The sequence below is a fragment of the Rhodovulum sp. ES.010 genome (assembly GCF_900142935.1).
Taxonomy (GTDB): Bacteria; Pseudomonadota; Alphaproteobacteria; order Rhodobacterales; family Rhodobacteraceae; genus Rhodovulum.
In genome coordinates this window covers 3329529-3346743 of the sequence record NZ_FSRS01000001.1, presented here as the reverse complement: position 1 = coordinate 3346743, position 17215 = coordinate 3329529, and the positions used below count along the sequence as shown (strand labels likewise).

The following is a 17215-nucleotide window of genomic DNA, read 5'->3' as shown; positions in this document are numbered from 1 at the left end:
GACGTGATTCACCCCTTGGGCGGTTGCCGGAGGGGTTGGGATGCGGGGCGCGGACGAGACGAGCGGGTCGCTGTTCAGCTATGTTGACATCGAGGCGCGGATCCCGGCGCGGCATCCGTTGCGGCAGATCCGGCGGGTCGTGAACGAGGCTTTGGCCAGCCTCGATGCCGAGTTCGAGACGCTCTACGCCCCGGAGGGCCGGCCCTCGATCCCGCCGGAGCGGCTGATCCGGGCGAGCCTTCTACAGATCCTGTTCTCGGTACGCTCGGAGCGGCAGTTGATGGAGCAGATGGATTACAACCTCATGTTCCGCTGGTTCGTGGGCCTGGGGATCGACGACGCGGTCTGGGTCCCCACCGTCTTCACGAAGAACCGTGACCGGCTGCTGACCACCGACATGGCGCGCAAGGTGATGGGCGCGATCCTGGCTCACCGGGAGGTCGCACCGCTGCTGTCAGACGAGCACTTCTCGGTGGACGGCACGCTGATCAAGGCCTGGGCTTCCATGAAGAGCTTCCAGCCGAAGACCGAGGGCAGCCCGCCCGGCGCGGACGGGCCGGGTGACCCGCCGGGGGACACCGATCAGGATACCAGCCCCGACACCGCCCCTGCCCAGCCCGAAGCCGAGACCGTCCCGATGCCCAGCCCCAGCCGCCGCCACCGCAACGCCGAAGTCGACTTCCGCGGCGAGAAGCGCTCCAACGCCACCCATGCCTCGATCACCGACCCCGACGCGCGGCTGTTCCGCAAGTCGCAGGGGACGGGCGCGCTGCTCTGTTACATGGGGCATGCGCTGATGGAAAACCGCAATGGCTTCGTCGTCCAGGCCGACCTGACCCGCGCCGATGGCCATGCCGAACGCCGCGCCGCGCTCGACATGATCCACCGCCATTCCCCCGGCTCGACCCGCCGCCTCACGCTGGGCGCCGACAAGGGCTACGACAGCGCAGATTTCGTCGCCGATCTGCGACAGGCCCACGTCACGCCGCATGTCGCCCAGAAGGCCCGACACTCCGCCATCGACGGCAGAACCACCCGCCACCCCGGCTACGCCCTGTCCCAGACGCGCCGCAAGAAGATCGAAGAGCCCTTCGGCTGGGCCAAGACCGTCGGCGGCATGGCCCAGACCGTATACCGCGGCCTCGACCGCGTCGCCGCCCGCTTCACCTTCACCATGGCCGCCTGCAACCTCGCCAGACTGCCGAAGCTGCTGGCCGCCTGACGCCAAAGGCAGGGCCGAGACCAAGCACACAGAACAGACGACGCCGGCCTCACGGGTGAGGGTCAGGGAAATCCGTCCGGCCGCAAGAGAATTTCAGCGGCCTGCTAGAGCGTGTCGCCGGCTTTCGGATTCAGGATTCCCAGATTGGCCGTGATGTGATTCCGTCTCTTTGAGGTAGATATGGGGGTCATAGATGGGCAAACCACATCCGATAGAGCTACGCGAGCGTGTCGTCGCGTTCGTGGACGAAGGTCATGGGCATCGCGAAGCGGCACGGCACTTCCGGGTATCGCCGAAGTTCGTGAACGAGCTGATCAAACTGCGTCGCGAGACCGGATCACTCAAGCCCCGGCCCCAAGGCAATGGCGGCGGGCACGGCAAGCTTGCGGGCGTGACCGGCTGGATCGAAGCCCGCGTCGCCGCCAAGGGCGAGATCACGCTCGATGAATTGGCCGTTGAGCTGGCCGAAACCCATGGCATCGAGGTCCATCGCGGCACGATCTGGCGGGTGCTGCGCGGGCTTGGTCTGACGCACGAAAAAAGACCTGCAGGCGCTTGAGCAGAAGCGCAAGGATGTCGCCGATCTGCGGCGCATCTGGATCGCGAAACGCCAGCCCTTCATGGCCAACCATCTGGACCGGCTGGCCTTTGTGGACGAGACCTCGGTCAAAACCAACATGGCCAAGACGACCGGCTGGGCCCCGTTCGGGCAGCGCCTCGTCGATCACGCGCCGTTCGGACATTGGCGCACCCAGACCTTCGTCGCGGCCCTGCGCCACGACCGGCTCGACGCACCATGGATCATCGACGGGGCGATGAACGCCGAGATGTTCGCCCTCTACATCGAAACCCAGCTGGGGCCGACGCTGCGCAAAGGCGACGTTGTCATTCTCGACAACCTGTCGAGCCATAAGGCCCCGGCCGCAGCGGCGTCCCTGCGTGCGATTGGCACCTGGTTCCTGTTCTTGCCGCCTTACAGCCCGGACCTGAACCCCATCGAAATGGCGTTCTCAAAGCTGAAGTCGCTCATAAGGAAGGCAGCCGCGCGAACCTACGATCAACTTTGGGCGGCCGTCGGCCATGTCTGCGACCTCGTCTCAGACCAAGAATGCTACAACTACTTCAAGGCGGCCGGCTATGAGGCCGATTAAATGCGACGCGCTCTAGACGCAGGCGTGATCCAGCGGCGCGCCTGCGGCGCACACCTTTCATCTCGGGTCCGGCCCTGCGGCCGGCCCCTCGGGCGGGGCGAGTGCGCACGCCGCCATCGTCTTCTTCTGGCCGGAAATATCCCCGCCGGAGGCGCCGCGCGCATCAGCGCGCGGCCACGCCCAACCCCGGACAAGCGCGGCGTCAGCCCCGCGCCGGCCGGGGGCGGGAGCGCCCGCCTCAGACCCCGAGGCAATACCGCATGATCGCCTTCTGCGCGTGCAGCCGGTTCTCCGCCTCGTCGAAGATCACCGAATGCGGCCCGTCCATCACCGCGCCCGTCGCCTCGTCGTCGCGATGCGCCGGCAGACAGTGCATGAAGAGCGCGTCGGGCTTCGCCGCCGCCATCAGGCGGTCGTTCACCTGGTAGGGGCGCAGCTGGTTGTGCCGCCGCTCGCGCGCCGATTGCGGGTCGTGCATGCTGACCCATGTGTCGGTCACCACCAGATCGGCCCCCTCCACCGCGCGCATCGGATCGCGCTCGATCTCGACCCGCACGCCCTTGTCCCGCGCCTCCGCGACGAAGGCGGGCTCCGGGTCCAGCGTCGGCGGCCCGGTGAAGGTGAAGTCGAAGCCGAACTGCCCCGCCGCATGGATCAAGGAGGCGCACACATTGTTGCCGTCGCCCGACCAGACCACCTTGCGCCCCGCGATCGGTCCCCGGTGCTCCTCATAGGTCATCACGTCGGCCATGATCTGGCAGGGATGGGTGCGGTTGGTCAGCCCGTTGATCACCGGCACGTCCGCATATTCCGCCATTTCCAGCAGCGTCGCCTCCTCGAAGGTGCGGATCATGATCAGATCGACATAGCGCGACAGCACCCGGGCGGTATCCGCGATGGTCTCGCCATGGCCAAGCTGCATGTCCGCGCCCGACAGAACCATCGTCTCGCCGCCCATCTGCCGCACGCCCACGTCAAAGCTGATCCGCGTCCGCGTGGAGGGCTTCTCGAAGATCAGCGCCACCATCCGCCCCTCCAGGGGCCGCACGTCGTCGGGCGCCCCCTTGGGCCGGCCGTTCCGCGCCGCCTTCATCGCGCGGGCCTGGTCGATGATCGCCCGGAGCGCCGCCGCCTCGGTCCGGTGGATGTCGAGAAAATGGGTCATGCCTGAACCTCCTTGCCCGCCAGCCGCGCCGCGGCCGCCTCCAGCCGCGCGCAGGCCGCGGCGATCTCGTCCTCGCTCACGTTGAGCGGCGGCAACAGCCGCACCACGTTGTCGGCCGCCGGCACCGTCAGCAGGTGCTCGGCATGGCCCGCCGCCACCAGATCCGCGTTCGGCACCCGGCATTTCAGCCCCAGCATCAGCCCCGCCCCGCGCACCTCCTCGAACATGTCGGGGTGGCTCGCCACCAGCCCCTCCAGCCGCTGGCGCAACAGCCCCGCCCGGCGCGCGACGTCGTCGAGGAAGGCCGGGTCCGACACGATATCCAGCACCGCCTTGCCGACCGCACAGGCCAGCGGGTTGCCGCCATAGGTGGACCCATGGGTGCCCGCGGTCATAGAGGCGCCCGCCGCCTCGGTGGCCAGCACCGCGCCCAGAGGAAAGCCCCCGCCGATTCCCTTGGCGATCATCATGATGTCGGGCGCGGCGCCGGCCCATTCATGGGCGAAAAGCCGCCCCGTGCGCCCCATGCCGCACTGCACCTCGTCATAGATCAGGAGCGCCCCGGTCGCGTCGCAAAGCGCGCGCACCCCCTTCAGGCAGACATCCGGCAGCGGCCGGATGCCGCCCTCGCCCTGCACCGGCTCGACCAGCACCGCGGCCACGCTCTCGTCGATGGCCGCCTCCAGCGCCGCGCCATGGGTCGGAAACGGCAACTGCACGAAGCCCGGCAACAGCGGGCCGAACCCCCTGGTCATCTTCTCCGACCCCGCCGCGGCGATCGCCGCGGAGGACCGGCCGTGGAAACTGCCCTCGAAGGTGACGATCTTGACGCGCTCGGGCGCGCCCTTGTCGTGCCAGTATTTCCGCGCCATCTTGACCGCCAGTTCGCAGGCCTCGGTCCCGGAATTGGTGAAGAACACCGTGTCGGCGAAGGTCTTGTCCACCAGCGCATCGGCCAACGCCACCTGCTCGGGGATCTCGTAGAGGTTCGACAGGTGCCACAGCCGTCCGGCCTGGCGCGTCAGCGCGTCCACCAGCGCCGGATGCGCATGGCCCAGCGCGTTCACCGCGATCCCCGCCCCGAAATCCAGGTATCGCGTGCCGTCGGTGGCGATCAGCCAGGTGCCTTCGCCCCGCTCGAAGCTGAGGGTCGCCCGGTTGTAGGTCGGCAGGACGGAGGGGATCATCGTGAAAATCCTTCGGTCGGAAGCCCGAGAGGTGCCCCAGGCTGCGGGTCAAGTCAACGAATGGAAAGGGGGACGCGTCGGCGCACGCGCGGGCGGCCGGTCCTCAGGACCGGCGGCGGCGTCGGCGGATGGGCTGATCGAAACCGGGCGTCATGGGCGGCGGCATAGCCGCGATGGCCCCCTCTGTCCAGCGCCAAGATGCCACGCCGCCCCCACCCGGCCGCCCCGGCCTTCTTCTGGCCGGAAATATCCCGGGGGGAGTCCGCAGGACGGGGGGCGGCGCCCCCGCCCGTCACCCGCGCGCCAGCGCGTCCTCGATCAGCTTCACGGTCTCGTCCACGCCGTATAGCGCGACGAACCCGCCGAAGCGCGGCCCCTGGCTCGCGCCGAGGATCACCTCGTAAAGCGCCTTGAACCAGTCGCGGAGCGGCTCGAACCCGTGGTCCTTGCCCACGGCGAAGACCAGCGTCTGCAACTCCTCGGCGTCCTGGCCGCCCTCCCAGGCCTTCAGCCGCGCGACCAGATCCTCCATCGCCGCGCGTTCCTTGGCGTCCGGCGCCCGGAATTCCCGCGTCGGCGCCACGAAATCGCGGAAATAGCGCACCGCGAACTCGGCCGCCTGGTCGAGATCCGGGTGCGTTTCGGGCGACGCCTCGGGCGCGTAGCGCCTGATGAAGCCCCAGAGCCCGTCCTTGTCCTCGGCGCCCGCCACCGAGGCGAGGTTCAGAAGCATCGCAAACGGCACCACCATGCGGCTCTCGGGCGGGTCGCCCCGGTGGATGTGCCAGACCGGGTTCGCCAGTTGCGCCTTGATGTCCTGGCCGGGGAACGCCCTCAGCTGCTGGTGATACTCGTCCACCGCCTTGGGGATCACGTCCCACCACAGCCGCTTGGCGGTCTTGGGCTTCTGGTACATGAAGTAGGACAGGCTCTCGGTCGCGGCATAGGTCAGCCACTCGTCGATGCTCAGCCCGTTGCCCTTGGACTTGGAGATCTTCTCGCCGTTCTCGTCGAGGAAGAGTTCGTAGGTGAAATGCTCGGGCTTCTTCCCGCCCAGGATCTCGCAGATCCGGTCGTAGATCGGCGTGTTGGTGGAATGGTCCTTGCCGTACATCTCGAAATCGACGCCCAGCGCGGCCCAGCGGGCGCCGAAATCGGGCTTCCACTGCAGCTTCACGTTGCCGCCCGCGACCGGCACCGTCCACTCGCGCCCGTCCTCGTCGTCGAAGGTGATGGTGTGGTCGCGCGGGTTCACCTCCTTGACCGGCACATAGAGCACGCGGCCGGTCTCGGGGTGCAGCGGCAGGAACACCGAATAGGTCTGCTGGCGTTCCTCGCGCAGGCTCTTCAGCATGACCGCCATCAACTCGTCATAGCGTTCGGTGGCGCGGCACAGCACCTCGTCGAACTGCCCCGAGCGGTAGAACTCGGTCGCCGAGTAGAACTCGTACTCGAACCCGAAGGTGTCGAGGAACCGCCGCAGCATCGCGTTGTTATGCGCGCCGAAACTCTCATGGGTGCCGAACGGGTCGGGCACCGCGGTCAGCGGCTTCTGCAGATGCTCGGCCAGGACCTCCTGGTTCGGCACGTTGCCCGGCACCTTGCGCATCCCGTCCATGTCGTCGGAAAAGCAGATCAGCCGGGTGGGAATGTCGCTGATCGCCTCGAAGGCGCGGCGGATCATCGTGGTGCGCAACACCTCGCCGAAGGTGCCGATATGGGGCAGCCCGCTGGGGCCGTAGCCGGTCTCGAACAGCACGTATCCCTTCTCGGGCGGCGCCTTTTCATAGCGTTTGACGAGCTTGCGCGCCTCCTCGAAGGGCCAGGCCTTGGAAGTCATCGCGGCGTCGCGGAGATCGGGCATCGTCTGCACTCTCTTCGGCGTGCCGGACCCCATGCCCGGCAAGCGTGGGCCGTGTCCTATTGCCCGCACCTGCCCGCGTCAATATTGTGCGCCGCGACATCACCCCAAGGAGTGCCCCATGCGCCCGGACATGCCCCTGACCGCCCAGGACGCGCTCGTCGCGATCATGGTCGCGGTCTCCGCCTCGGACGAGAATATCCGCACCTCGGAACTCGTGACGATCGAGCGCATGGTGAACCACCTGCCGGTCTTCGCCGACTACGACGCGGACCGCATTTCCGTCGTCGCGCGCACCGTGCTCGACCTGTTCGAGGAATACGAGGGGCTGGACGCGCTGTTCGGGCTGGTGCGCGAGGCGCTGCCGGAAAAGCTGTTCGAAACCGCCTACGTGCTGGCCTGCGACGTGGCCGCGGCCGACGGGCTGCTGAAGGAGCCGGAGCTGCGCCTGCTCGAGGAAATCCGCTACGAGCTGAACATCGACCGGCTGGCCGGCGCGGCCATCGAGCGCGCGGCGCGGGCCCGCCACATGACCCTGTGACCGGCCCCGACGCGCGGTTCTGGCCCTTCGCGGACGGCTTCGTCGCCGGGGCGCGGCTGGTGATCGACCGGCCCAAGGGCTCCGCCCATCCCCGCTTTCCGCAGATCGCCTATCCGCTGGATTACGGCTATCTCGACGGCACGCGGGCGATCGACGGCGACGGCGTGGACGTCTGGTGCGGCTCGGGCGACCGGGCGCGCGTGACCGGGGTGATCGCGTCGCTCGACCTGACCAAGCGCGACGGCGAATTGAAGCTCTTGCTCGGCTGCACCCCCGACGAAATGGAAACCATCCGCGCCTTCCACAACCAGGCCGACTGGGTGGCGGGGGCGCTGGTCGTGCGGCCGGAGGGGGTTTAGCGGGCGGCTCGCGTCGGCCCGGAAAGGCGGATTGAGCCCGAAGTGTCGGATGCTGCGCACTGAGCCAACGGCAGCAATGCGAACGATGGAAATCGAATTCGCCTACTTTGTTGTTCATGGTAGACAACAAGGCAGAGCCACTGTCAAAGCACTCAAGCGTCAGGAGGAAATGATTTGGACTCAGGTTGGTTGGCGATCCTTAAGGCAAGTGCTTGGCAACTACTTGGACTCAGTCTTGCGTTGAGCGTGTTTTGGCTCTTACTAAGGGCTGAAATCCTCCCTCCTTCGGAATCTCCCATTGTTGTCTACGGCCTGCCTTTAGCAATTCTGACTACAGCCGGACTTGGACTTGCTTCGTTAGTTGAACAGGTCACAAAATGGGCGGCAGCTGCGATGAGCAACCGTCGTGAAGCAATAGAGCGAAAGCGAAGAATAGAGGAACACCAACGCAAATTTGTGGAGCACATTCCCTATATGACAGAAAACGAACGGGCAATTTTCGGCTATCTGCTTACGCATAGTCAGAAGAGCTTTACAGCGGAAATGGACGGTGGCCATGCGTCTTCGCTTTACAAGCGCGGCTTCATTCAGACCGACGCGCAGAATGGTCATTCTTACGGGCTCTTTGAATTTCCGTTCTCTGTCCCAGATCATATCTGGTCGGTTTTGGAAGGGAAACGGGACCAGTTTCCAAACGAATTCCGCGACAAAAAGCTACCTTGGTTCCGACGTCGGTTTTGAGGACGGACTGTTTCGTAGCACATGAAAGAGCGGCCATTCAATTGGCGCACGTCAATGCCCGCTTCGTCCGCTCAGCCGACATTCCGCCACCCCTCACGCATAAAGCCCGATCCAGCGCTCCAGCAAACCCATCTGCAGCCGCCGCGACCGGGTGATCCAGCTGCGCCCGCCCGCGGGGCGTTCCAGTTCCTGCGGGCTCAGACTTGCCCGGCGCTCCATGTCCGCGGTGAAGATCGCGAAGGCCAGCTCGCGGCCCGCGGGCGGCGTGACATAGCCCGCCAGCGCCGAGACGAAGTTCAGCGTTCCGGTCTTGGCCCGGATCTCCACCGGGTGGTCGTAAAGCGGCCGCCCGCGCCCGTCGCGCAGGTGCACCTGCTTCATCAACCCGCGCAAGGTGCCCTCGGGCGCCACCGCGACCAGCATCCGCACCATCTCGATCGCCGACAGTTCCGAGGCGTCGCCCAGCCCCGAATGGTCGACGAAACGCGCCTTGCGCGCGCCCATCCGCCCGGCCACCCAGCCCGACATCGCCTCGGCCGACTCCGCCAGCGTCGCCGGCTGCCCGCCGCGCGCGATGGTCGAGGCCAGCCCCACCGCCTCGGCCGTCATGTTGGTGGAGTATTTCAGCATGCCGCGCAGGATGTCGCGCAGGGGCGCGCTTCGATGCTCGGCCAGCGCGGTGCCGCCGGGGATCGCCGCCACCTCCTCCGCCCCCGGCAGCGCGATCCCGGCCGCGGACGCCAGCGTCTCGAACACCTCGGCACAGTAGAGCGCGGGCCGCCTGACCGGCAGCCAGCGCGCGCCCCCCTTGCCCAGCGCCCCCTGGGCCACCGTCCACTCGTCCACGCCGCCCTTCGAGGAATAGGTGTAGACCGGCCCCTTGCGGTCGACGACCTGCATTCGCGCCACGCTGACCGTGGGCGCGTAAAGCCGGGCGCGCGCATCCATCGTCACGTCATAGCCGCCGCCCGCGCGCTTCCACTCGAAATGCACGCGGTTGAAATTCAGGTTCAGCCCCGAGATCGCCGGGTTGTAGCCGACATGGGGGGGCTGGCGCGGATCGATCGCCGCCAGCCGCGGCAACGCGCCGGCGTGATACAGGAACCGCCCCGTCACCTCGCGCACGCCGGCCTCGGCGAGCCGGTCCACCAGCGCGCCCAGCATGTCGGTGTCCAGCACCGGGTCGCCGCTGCCCGTCAGCACCAGGTCGCCGTCCAGCCGCCCGTCCCGCACCGGCCCCGTCGCCAGCAGCCGGGTGACGAAGCGATGCTCCGGCCCCAGCGTCTCCAGCGCGTAAAGGGCCGTCACCGCCTTGGTGACCGAGGCCGGCGGCAGGCCCAAGAGCGGGTTCCTCACCTCCAGCACCTCGCCGGTCGCCGCATCGGCCACCGCGTAGCCGATCTTGCCGCTCAGCCCGGCGCGGGCGACCAGCATCTCGGCCTCGGCCACACGCCGCCCCGCCTCGGGGCGCGCCACGGGGCGCAGGCTGCGCGTCAGCGGCTCGGCAAGGCCCGGCGCCCCGGCGCCGGCCAGAAGGCCGCCCAGGACGAAACGCCGGGTCAGGATCGAGGCGGGCTTTCCCATGACCGGGAGTGAACCAAAATGCCCCCGTGCGGGCAAGTGTGGAACGCCCGCCTAGCGCCACTCCCCCCGCGCGCGGATCTCGGACGACGAGATATCGACCATCGGCACGCTCAGGTAGCACCAGGCGGGGGGCGCATGGGTGGCCAGCGCGCGGGCGCGGGCCTGCGGCAGCCGGTGGTCGCGATAGGCGATGGCCGCCTTCGACTGCCGCGCCGCGACGCCCTGGCCGGGCCGGGCCAGCACGCCCACGGGAACATGGTCGAGGATCCATTCCCAGTTGTCCCAGCGGTGGAACGTCGTCAGGTTGTCCGCCCCCATCAGCCAGACGAAATGCACGCCCGGGTAAAGCGCCATCAGCTTGCCCAGCGTCTGCGCCGTGTAACGCGTGCCGATCCGCGCCTCGATATCGGTGACGGCGACGCGCGGATGGTGAATCACCCGCTCGGCGGCGGCGATCCGCCGCTCCATCGGCGCGGGGCCGTCGGGTTTCAGGGGGTTGCCGGGCGAGACCAGCCACCACACGCCATCCAGCCCGAACCGCTTCAGCGCCGCCCGCGTGATATGCGCATGCCCCTCATGCGCGGGGTCGAAGGACCCGCCCAACAGGCCGATCCTCTGGCCCACGCTCGCTTTCGGAAACCCCGCCCGCATGGCACGCGCATAGCCTGTCGCGGGGCGGGGGGGAAGTCCCGAAGCGGCAATCGCCCGGCGGGCCGGGCCGGGCCGCCGCCCCCGAGAGGCCCGCCGACGGCCGGCGCGCTAGCTGCCGGGCCCGGCGCCGGCACCCTGCTGCCCCGGCCGGCCGAGCGGGTTTCCGACCCGGTTGGCGTAGGAGTCGTAATCCCAGGTGGCGGGGTCGAATGTCGGCTCCGGCTGGCCCGCCCGGGCATGGGCCTCCGACAGCGCGGCCCGGAAATCGACCGGCCCCTTGCGGATCAGGCGCATCCCGTCATAGCTCACCGGCAGGCCGACATTGGGGTTGCGCGAGACGATCCCGTGATCGTGGAACCCCTCGTTCTCGGCCAGGAATTCCTCGACCACCTGGTTGACCCCCTGGTGGAACGCGTCATGGAACAGGATATGGGCGGAGTCCGCCAGGTAGGGCAGCACGCCGGCCAGGTCCTGCTTCGCGGCGCTGTAGGTGTGCACCGCGTCGATGAAGGCGAAATCGACCGGCTCGTCCAGCAGGGCGACCGCCTTGCCGATATCCTCGGGGGAGTAGCCGCGGACCGTCGAGTAGCGGCCGTAAAGCTCCTTCGGGCCGGGGCGGAACTCGCTCAGGTCCGGGTCCAGCCCGACCGCCTTGCCGAAGCCGTTGGCCTCCATCGCGCTGGCCACGATGCGCGCCGCCCCGCCGAACCGGATGCCGATCTCCAGGTAGGATTTCGGCTGCAGGCCGCGGATCAGCCCGTACAGCACGATCCGGTCGCCCATCGGCATGAGCTGGGGTTCCGAGAACACGACATCCACCCTTTCGCGCCCCCGCCGCAAGACCAGCCGCGGCCGCGCCAGATGCTGCAGGCGCTGCTCCGACCGCCGCATCGCCCGGCGGACGCGCCCCTTCAGACCCAATCCCAACATATTCGAAATACCCTCGCCTGCGTGAAATCACCTGTGGCGACCATACAGGCCCGCCTCACGCCCGGTCCAGCCCGAAGCGGTCGCGCGCCGCCCGCGTGATATGCGCATGCCCCTCATGGGCGGGGTCGAACGACCCGCCCAACAGGCCGACCGTCTGGCCCACGCTCGCTTTCGGAAACCCAGCCCGCATGGGGGTGGAGTAGCCTGTCGGGGGCTGGTGACCTGCCACGGGATTTTTCCTCCACCTGCGATTAGAGTCCGACCCAAGGAGGGGACGGACAATGAAGCGAACGAGATACAGCGAAGAGCAGATTATCGGCATCCTGGCCGAGCATGAGGCCGGGGCGAAGTGTGCCGATCTGTGCCGCAAGCACGGCATGTCGGAGGGGACGTTCTACAACTGGAAAGCCAAATACGGCGGCATGACGGTGTCAGAGGCCAAACGGCTGAAGGCGCTCGAGGACGAGAACGCCAAGTTGAAGAAGCTGCTGGCGGAGCAGATGCTGGATCTGGCCGCGATGCGCGAGCTGGTTTCAAAAAAGTGGTGACGCCCGTCGTGAAGCGCGAGGCGGTCGCGCATCTGAAGGCCCGGTTCGGGCTGTCGGAACGACGGGCGTGCCAGATTGCCGGCGCGGATCGGAAGACGATCCGCTACCGGTCGCAACGCGCACCCGACACGGAACTGCGCGGCCGATTGCGGGAGCTTGCCAACGAGCGTCGGCGGTTCGGCTACCGGCGGCTCTTCGTCCTGCTCCGGCGGGAGGGCGAGCCCTCGGGGATCAACCGTATCTACCGGCTTTACCGCGAGGAAGGGCTGACCGTCCGCAAGCGGCGCGCGCGGCGCAAGGCCATCGGCACCCGCGCCCCGATCCTGGTCGAGGCGCGCGCAAATGCCCGTTGGTCACTGGATTTCGTCCATGACCAGTTCGCGTGCGGGCGGCGGTTCCGGGTGCTGAACATCGTCGATGACGTCACGCGCGAATGCCTCGCCGCGATCCCGGACACGTCGATCTCCGGCCGGCGCGTCGCGCGGGAGCTGACGGCGCTGATCGAACGTCGCGGCAAGCCGGGAATGATCGTGTCGGACAACGGGACGGAACTGACCTCGAACGCGATCCTGAAGTGGTGCGCCGAGAACCGGATCGAATGGCACTACATCGCGCCGGGCAAGCCGATGCAGAATGGCTTTGTCGAGAGCTTCAACGGCCGGATGCGGGACGAGTTCTTGAACGAGACGCTGTTTCGTAACCTCGCCCATGCCCGCGACCTGATCGCCGCCTGGGTCGCCGACTACAACACCGAGCGCCCCCATTCGGCCTTGGGCTATCAGACCCCGGCTGACTACGCGCAGACCCTGACCACCGCAATCGCCCGACCCGCTGCGCGAGATGAGAGCTCCGCGCGTCGGGCGATTGCTCAACCCGCGCCATTTGGCGTAAACACCAACCGGGCTCCGGTCGCGGCTGGATGAAAGATCAGTGGCAGGTCACGGGAAACAGTGGTACTACAACTATTGCGTGAGGCTCTTGATGGAGCGCGTTACCGACTTCTGCTTGAGGGATAGCGTGAAGCGCTTCGGAGAGCCGCGTTATGTGAAGGTGATATTCAGTGCACGCGGTGGACACTCTTACGGGCAGACCAAGGCATACTGGGAAGTAATCAAAGCGCAGGCAGCGGGTGGGTCCACATTCCTAAACAAGCGCGAGATTGCACACCAGGTGCTCAGATTTAGTTTGGTCGAGTATGTGCCGCACTACAGTATCGCTGGCCTGCAACTGTCGGATGCCGTGGCAAGTTCCTTTTACCAAGCTGCAGATGCCTTGGGGCCGAAATGGGCGGTTGAGCCGGCCTTAGCGCTTGAGCCCAGAATGGGCCGCGAGGCCGGTGTCATAGCTGACTATGGGCTAGTATTGCAGCCGTCCCCGCCGTGGAAGGCCAAGTTGACCGACGAACAGAAGCTGGTTTTCGTACATTATGGCTATCGGTTTTAGGACGCGTGGGCCCCGGCCCCAAGTTGCCTCAAGTCTGCTAGGCTGTCATCCATTTGGACAACCGTACCTAAAGCCGCCAGAGCCGCTTGATGCGCTCTAACATGGGGGCATCCCGGCGTTTCCCACGCATCGAATCTTCACATATATAGCGGAATCTGTCACCATTAATCTGCACTACCGCGACATCTAGTCATTTTGCTGCTTATCTGACGAAATTAGTCCGGTTAGGGCCGAAAGGGCCCGATACCCCAGTCGCTCGCCTCCCCCCTCATTGCCCTCGCCCCCCGGACTCGCTATGTCACGCCCCAACCCTCACACCCCACGCACAAGGGCGGTTCCGCATGGCTTCCTACCAATTCGTCTACCACATGGACGGCGTCTCGAAAACCTATCCGGGCGGCAAGAAGTGCTTTGAAAACATACGGTTGAACTTCCTGCCCGGGGTCAAGATCGGGGTCGTCGGCGTCAACGGCGCGGGCAAGTCCACGCTGCTGCGCATCATGGCCGGCTGGGACAAGGACTTCTCCGGCGAGGCCTGGGCCGCCAAGGGCGCGCGCGTCGGCTATCTGCCGCAGGAGCCCGAGCTCGACCCCGCGCTGAACGTCCGCGGCAACGTGATGGAGGGCGTGGCCGCCAAGAAGGCCAAGCTCGACCGGTTCAACGAGATCGCGATGCAGGTCGCCGAGAACTACTCCGACGAACTGATGGAGGAGATGACCGCGCTGCAGGACCAGATCGACGCGGAAAACCTCTGGGATCTCGACGCGCAGATCGACATCGCGATGGAGGCGCTGCGCTGCCCCCCCGACGACGCCGACGTGGAAACCCTCTCGGGGGGCGAACGCCGCCGCGTCGCGCTCTGCAAGCTGCTGCTCGAAGCGCCCGACATGCTGCTCCTCGACGAGCCCACCAACCACCTCGACGCGGAAACCGTCGCCTGGCTGCAGCAGCACCTGATCGACTACAAGGGCACCATCCTGATCGTCACCCACGACCGCTATTTCCTCGACGACATCACCGGCTGGATCCTCGAACTCGACCGCGGCCGGGGCATCCCCTACGAGGGCAACTATTCCGACTGGCTGGAGCAGAAATCCAAGCGCCTCGCCCAGGAGGCCCGCGAGGACAAGGCCAAGCAGAAGACGCTGGAACGCGAGCTGGAATGGATCCGCGCGGGCCAGAAGGCCCGCCAGGCGAAATCCAAGGCCCGGATCCAGGCCTATGAGGACCTCGCCAACCAGTCCGAGCGCGAGAAACTCTCCCGCGCGCAGATCATCATCCCCAACGGCCCCCGCCTCGGCGGCCGCGTGATCGAGGTCGAGGGGCTGAAGAAGGGCTATGGCGACCGGTTGCTGATCGAGGACCTCTCCTTCGCGCTCCCCCCAGGCGGCATCGTCGGCGTGATCGGCCCCAACGGCGCGGGCAAGTCCACCCTCTTCCGCATGCTCACCGGGCAGGAACAGCCCGACGAGGGCAGCATCACCTATGGCGACACGGTCAAGCTGTCTTACGTCGACCAGTCGCGCGACGCGCTCGACCCGAACAAGACCGTGTGGGAGGAAATCACCGACGCGCTCGACATCGTGGTGCTGGGCGACGCCGAGGTGAACTCCCGCGCCTATTGCTCGGCCTTCAACTTCAAGGGCGGCGACCAGCAGAAGAAGGTGGGGCTGCTGTCGGGGGGCGAGCGCAACCGCGTCCACATGGCGAAGCTCTTGAAATCCGGCGGCAACGTGCTGCTGCTGGACGAGCCCACCAACGACCTCGACGTGGAGACCCTGCAGGCGCTGGAAGCGGCGCTCGAGGATTTCGCGGGCTGCGCCGTCATCATCTCCCACGATCGCTTCTTCCTCGACCGCCTCTGCACCCATATCCTGGCCTTCGAGGGCGAGGCCCATGTGGAATGGTTCGAGGGCAATTTCGAGGCCTACGAGGAAGACAAAATTCGGAGGCTCGGCCCGGACTCGGTGGAGCCGAAGCGGGTGAAGTACAAGAAGTTCGCGAGGTAGACAATGGATTTTCGTGACGAACAGTTTGAGTACGAGGATCAGTCGGAAGGAACTGATGATTACAAGGTCTCGCAAGAAGACTTCGAGGATCTTGTAATTATTCCATCGGATTGGACAGTCTCAACAATTGCACAGCATCTCAAAGGCGATATCAACGTTGATCCGGACTTCCAGAGGCGCGGCGTATGGAACAAAACAGCGAAGTCACGATTTATTGAATCTCTGTTCCTCGGCATCCCAATTCCGCAAATATTGCTCTCAGAGGAACAGAAACGCAGGGGGGCTTACATTGTTCTCGACGGAAAGCAACGCCTCACCACAATACGTGAGTTCTTAGATGGTAGACTCGACGATGGGCGTACATTCACCCTTTCAGGCCTCGATAATCTAACTGAACTCAACAACAGGTCTTGGGAAGACCTTAGCGCCAATGAGGACTATAGAAGGGCCCTGGAATCAGCAACAATCCGTACAGCAATATTGAAGAACTGGAAAAACGAGTCAGTCCTATACGAAATCTTCTATCGCCTCAACTCGGGATCGGTCAAGCTTTCGCCAATGGAGCTGCGAATGGCTCTTTTCCGCGGGCCATTCCTGAAAAAGGTAATCAAATGGACTGAAACCCTAAATGAACTTCATTCACTGCTTAGACTAAAAATGCCAGACAAAAGAATGAATGATGTCGAGTTGACAGTTCGGCATTTGGCCTTTCAGGACTCGGCCATTCCGTACAAGGGCAATCTTAAAGACTTCCTCGACCAGTATTGTGCCCACATGAATGCGAACTATGACGAAGACATTGTTCAAGGCAAGCTCGAAAACCTACTCCGCGCGGTATCGGCCGCGAGGGAAGTTTGGGGACATCAAGCCGTTTGTCGCCGGTGGCAGAGGTCGGAAAAAAGGTTTGACAATCGCTTCAATCGCGCGATCTTCGACATTCAAATTGGCTCGATGAGCAACAGTGCTTTCAGAGAATGGGCGACAGCGAGCAAACAGAGAAAGAACGCTGTCGTGAATGCCTTTGTCGAACTGTACGAGACCGACTCTGAGTTTGTCACATCCGTGGAAAGTACAACCAAAAGCATCACGGCAAGCCACAAGCGATTCAGCACGTGGTATAAAAAAGTCGAGGAAATAAGTCAAATCAAGCTTGAGATTCCCAATATCCCGACATGAGGCATCCAACACGCTCATTTAAGGAGCTAAAGAAATCCATTCTCAAGTGCAAGAAGGTCGTTGCGAGAGTTCCCGCGAACGATGTAAAAACGGACTTGCACGAACTCAAAATTCGCGCCCTTATCCTTCTTGCTCACTCCGCGATTGAAGAATACCTAGAGTCATTAAGTAGGGAAATTGCAGAAGCTGCTGTCAGCGACCTTCAACAAAACAACTCCATTAACGCTGCACTTTTATCACTTGTAACGTATCACAAGCCGAGTCTTGCAGAAAAGTTTCGGGCTAGCGATAGGGGGGCTGCTTTTCGTGAGGCTTTGCTTTTTGCGTCCCGCGAAACACTTGAGAAACACAAAAAGCTCATCAACGACAACAACGGTATTAAGCAAGCACATCAAAATAGGCTATTATTCCCGATTGGAGTATATATTAGGGACATTAGCGCACAACTGCCTGACCTTCTAGACTCTTTTGCAGAGAAGCGAGGAAGTGTCGCGCATAGAATTGGCATCCAAAAGTCTTATACGCGGTCCGATATAGAGAAAGACATTAGTCAATTGCTCCGGGAGATTAAAGAGTTAGACAAATCTTGCTGCAAGAAACATGCTGAATGTATTTTGGACCATATAGAAGGCCCTCAGTAAGGCGTG

17 protein-coding genes and 1 pseudogene are annotated in these 17215 nt (G+C 64.7%); 11 read left to right on the top strand and 7 right to left on the bottom strand.

The genetic code is table 11. The features are described 5' to 3' along the window. Nucleotides 1-40 precede the first annotated feature (40 nt). From BUR28_RS16525 to BUR28_RS20475, 3 genes are all read left to right on the top strand, one after another. The gene (locus tag BUR28_RS16525) at nucleotides 41-1222 is read left to right on the top strand and encodes an IS5 family transposase (protein WP_074218829.1); all 1182 of its coding nucleotides are present in this window, start codon (nucleotides 41-43) and stop codon (nucleotides 1220-1222) included. Nucleotides 1223-1415: 193 nt separating this feature from the next. Further along, nucleotides 1416-1781 (top strand): helix-turn-helix domain-containing protein, encoded by a 366-nt coding sequence (locus BUR28_RS20480; RefSeq protein ID WP_074218878.1) that lies wholly within the window; start codon nucleotides 1416-1418, stop codon nucleotides 1779-1781. Next, nucleotides 1768-2373, top strand: coding sequence for an IS630 family transposase (locus BUR28_RS20475; RefSeq protein ID WP_139307493.1), 606 nt, complete (start codon nucleotides 1768-1770; stop codon nucleotides 2371-2373). Before BUR28_RS20480 ends, BUR28_RS20475 begins: the two co-directional genes overlap by 14 nt. 238 nt (nucleotides 2374-2611) lie before the next feature. Here the strand turns inward: BUR28_RS20475 and argF are convergent, their stop codons facing one another. From argF to BUR28_RS16500, 3 genes are all read right to left on the bottom strand, one after another. After that, complete coding sequence (gene argF, locus BUR28_RS16510; RefSeq protein ID WP_074221128.1) at nucleotides 2612-3538, bottom strand: ornithine carbamoyltransferase; 927 nt, start codon at nucleotides 3536-3538, stop codon at nucleotides 2612-2614. After that, nucleotides 3535-4725, bottom strand: a complete 1191-nt coding sequence (locus tag BUR28_RS16505; protein WP_074221127.1) for an aspartate aminotransferase family protein — start codon at nucleotides 4723-4725, stop codon at nucleotides 3535-3537. Before BUR28_RS16505 ends, argF begins: the two co-directional genes overlap by 4 nt. A gap of 292 nt (nucleotides 4726-5017) precedes the next feature. Then, nucleotides 5018-6589, bottom strand: coding sequence for a lysine--tRNA ligase (locus BUR28_RS16500; protein ID WP_074221126.1), 1572 nt, complete (start codon nucleotides 6587-6589; stop codon nucleotides 5018-5020). Between the two features lie 118 nt (nucleotides 6590-6707). Between BUR28_RS16500 and BUR28_RS16495 the strand changes: the two genes are divergently transcribed. From BUR28_RS16495 to BUR28_RS19605, 3 genes are all read left to right on the top strand, one after another. Then, complete coding sequence (locus tag BUR28_RS16495) at nucleotides 6708-7127, top strand: tellurite resistance TerB family protein (protein ID WP_074221125.1); 420 nt, start codon at nucleotides 6708-6710, stop codon at nucleotides 7125-7127. Then, complete coding sequence (locus BUR28_RS16490) at nucleotides 7124-7486, top strand: hypothetical protein (RefSeq protein ID WP_074221124.1); 363 nt, start codon at nucleotides 7124-7126, stop codon at nucleotides 7484-7486. Before BUR28_RS16495 ends, BUR28_RS16490 begins: the two co-directional genes overlap by 4 nt. A 189-nt stretch (nucleotides 7487-7675) precedes the next feature. After that, nucleotides 7676-8227, top strand: a complete 552-nt coding sequence (locus tag BUR28_RS19605) for a hypothetical protein (protein WP_139307597.1) — start codon at nucleotides 7676-7678, stop codon at nucleotides 8225-8227. 93 nt (nucleotides 8228-8320) lie between these two features. Here BUR28_RS19605 and dacB read toward each other — a convergent pair whose 3' ends face one another. From dacB to BUR28_RS16470, 4 genes and pseudogenes are all read right to left on the bottom strand, one after another. After that, the gene (gene dacB, locus BUR28_RS16485) at nucleotides 8321-9811 is read right to left on the bottom strand and encodes a D-alanyl-D-alanine carboxypeptidase/D-alanyl-D-alanine endopeptidase (protein WP_074221123.1); all 1491 of its coding nucleotides are present in this window, start codon (nucleotides 9809-9811) and stop codon (nucleotides 8321-8323) included. Between the two features lie 51 nt (nucleotides 9812-9862). Continuing rightward, a complete protein-coding gene (locus BUR28_RS16480; protein ID WP_074221122.1) occupies nucleotides 9863-10462 on the bottom strand; it encodes a nicotinate-nucleotide adenylyltransferase in 600 nt (199 codons plus the stop codon). A gap of 108 nt (nucleotides 10463-10570) precedes the next feature. Continuing rightward, the gene (locus BUR28_RS16475; RefSeq protein ID WP_083626688.1) at nucleotides 10571-11392 is read right to left on the bottom strand and encodes a class I SAM-dependent methyltransferase; all 822 of its coding nucleotides are present in this window, start codon (nucleotides 11390-11392) and stop codon (nucleotides 10571-10573) included. 61 nt (nucleotides 11393-11453) lie between these two features. Next, nucleotides 11454-11582: pseudogene (locus tag BUR28_RS16470) on the bottom strand (nicotinic acid mononucleotide adenylyltransferase); the annotation flags it as partial. Between the two features lie 91 nt (nucleotides 11583-11673). On the opposite strand from BUR28_RS16470, the gene BUR28_RS16460 reads away from it, so the two are divergent. The 5 genes from BUR28_RS16460 (at nucleotide 11674) to BUR28_RS19600 (ending at nucleotide 17209) form a co-directional block, all read left to right on the top strand. Next, nucleotides 11674-12863, top strand: a protein-coding gene (locus BUR28_RS16460) for an IS3 family transposase (protein ID WP_139307446.1) whose coding sequence is annotated in 2 segments (ribosomal slippage) — nucleotides 11674-11926 and nucleotides 11926-12863 — 1191 coding nt in all. Because the reading frame shifts where the segments join, the coding sequence is not laid out codon by codon here. 58 nt (nucleotides 12864-12921) lie between these two features. Then, on the top strand, nucleotides 12922-13383 hold the full coding sequence (locus BUR28_RS16455) for a hypothetical protein (RefSeq protein ID WP_139307596.1): 462 nt from the start codon (nucleotides 12922-12924) through the stop codon (nucleotides 13381-13383). A gap of 341 nt (nucleotides 13384-13724) precedes the next feature. Then, nucleotides 13725-15392 carry an energy-dependent translational throttle protein EttA gene (ettA, locus tag BUR28_RS16450; RefSeq protein ID WP_074221119.1) on the top strand — a complete coding sequence of 556 codons (1668 nt, stop codon included), beginning with the start codon at nucleotides 13725-13727 and terminating at the stop codon, nucleotides 15390-15392. 3 nt (nucleotides 15393-15395) lie between these two features. After that, nucleotides 15396-16568 (top strand): DUF262 domain-containing protein, encoded by a 1173-nt coding sequence (locus BUR28_RS16445; RefSeq protein WP_074221118.1) that lies wholly within the window; start codon nucleotides 15396-15398, stop codon nucleotides 16566-16568. Then, nucleotides 16565-17209, top strand: a complete 645-nt coding sequence (locus BUR28_RS19600) for a HEPN domain-containing protein (RefSeq protein ID WP_175566967.1) — start codon at nucleotides 16565-16567, stop codon at nucleotides 17207-17209. Before BUR28_RS16445 ends, BUR28_RS19600 begins: the two co-directional genes overlap by 4 nt. Nucleotides 17210-17215 lie beyond the last annotated feature (6 nt).

Bases quoted from the DNA above. Each gene is read 5' to 3' on its own strand.
- BUR28_RS16525 (WP_074218829.1), top strand. From the start codon at position 41: ATGCGGGGCGCGGACGAGACGAGCGGGTCGCTGTTCAGCTATGTTGAC.
- BUR28_RS20480 (WP_074218878.1), top strand. From the start codon at position 1,416: ATGGGCAAACCACATCCGATAGAGCTACGCGAGCGTGTCGTCGCGTTC.
- argF (WP_074221128.1), bottom strand. From the start codon at position 3,538: ATGACCCATTTTCTCGACATCCACCGGACCGAGGCGGCGGCGCTCCGG.
- BUR28_RS16505 (WP_074221127.1), bottom strand. From the start codon at position 4,725: ATGATCCCCTCCGTCCTGCCGACCTACAACCGGGCGACCCTCAGCTTC.
- BUR28_RS16500 (WP_074221126.1), bottom strand. From the start codon at position 6,589: ATGCCCGATCTCCGCGACGCCGCGATGACTTCCAAGGCCTGGCCCTTC.
- BUR28_RS16495 (WP_074221125.1), top strand. From the start codon at position 6,708: ATGCGCCCGGACATGCCCCTGACCGCCCAGGACGCGCTCGTCGCGATC.
- dacB (WP_074221123.1), bottom strand. From the start codon at position 9,811: ATGGGAAAGCCCGCCTCGATCCTGACCCGGCGTTTCGTCCTGGGCGGC.
- BUR28_RS16480 (WP_074221122.1), bottom strand. From the start codon at position 10,462: ATGCGGGCGGGGTTTCCGAAAGCGAGCGTGGGCCAGAGGATCGGCCTG.
- BUR28_RS16475 (WP_083626688.1), bottom strand. From the start codon at position 11,392: ATGTTGGGATTGGGTCTGAAGGGGCGCGTCCGCCGGGCGATGCGGCGG.
- BUR28_RS16455 (WP_139307596.1), top strand. From the start codon at position 12,922: ATGGAGCGCGTTACCGACTTCTGCTTGAGGGATAGCGTGAAGCGCTTC.
- ettA (WP_074221119.1), top strand. From the start codon at position 13,725: ATGGCTTCCTACCAATTCGTCTACCACATGGACGGCGTCTCGAAAACC.
- BUR28_RS16445 (WP_074221118.1), top strand. From the start codon at position 15,396: ATGGATTTTCGTGACGAACAGTTTGAGTACGAGGATCAGTCGGAAGGA.
- BUR28_RS19600 (WP_175566967.1), top strand. From the start codon at position 16,565: ATGAGGCATCCAACACGCTCATTTAAGGAGCTAAAGAAATCCATTCTC.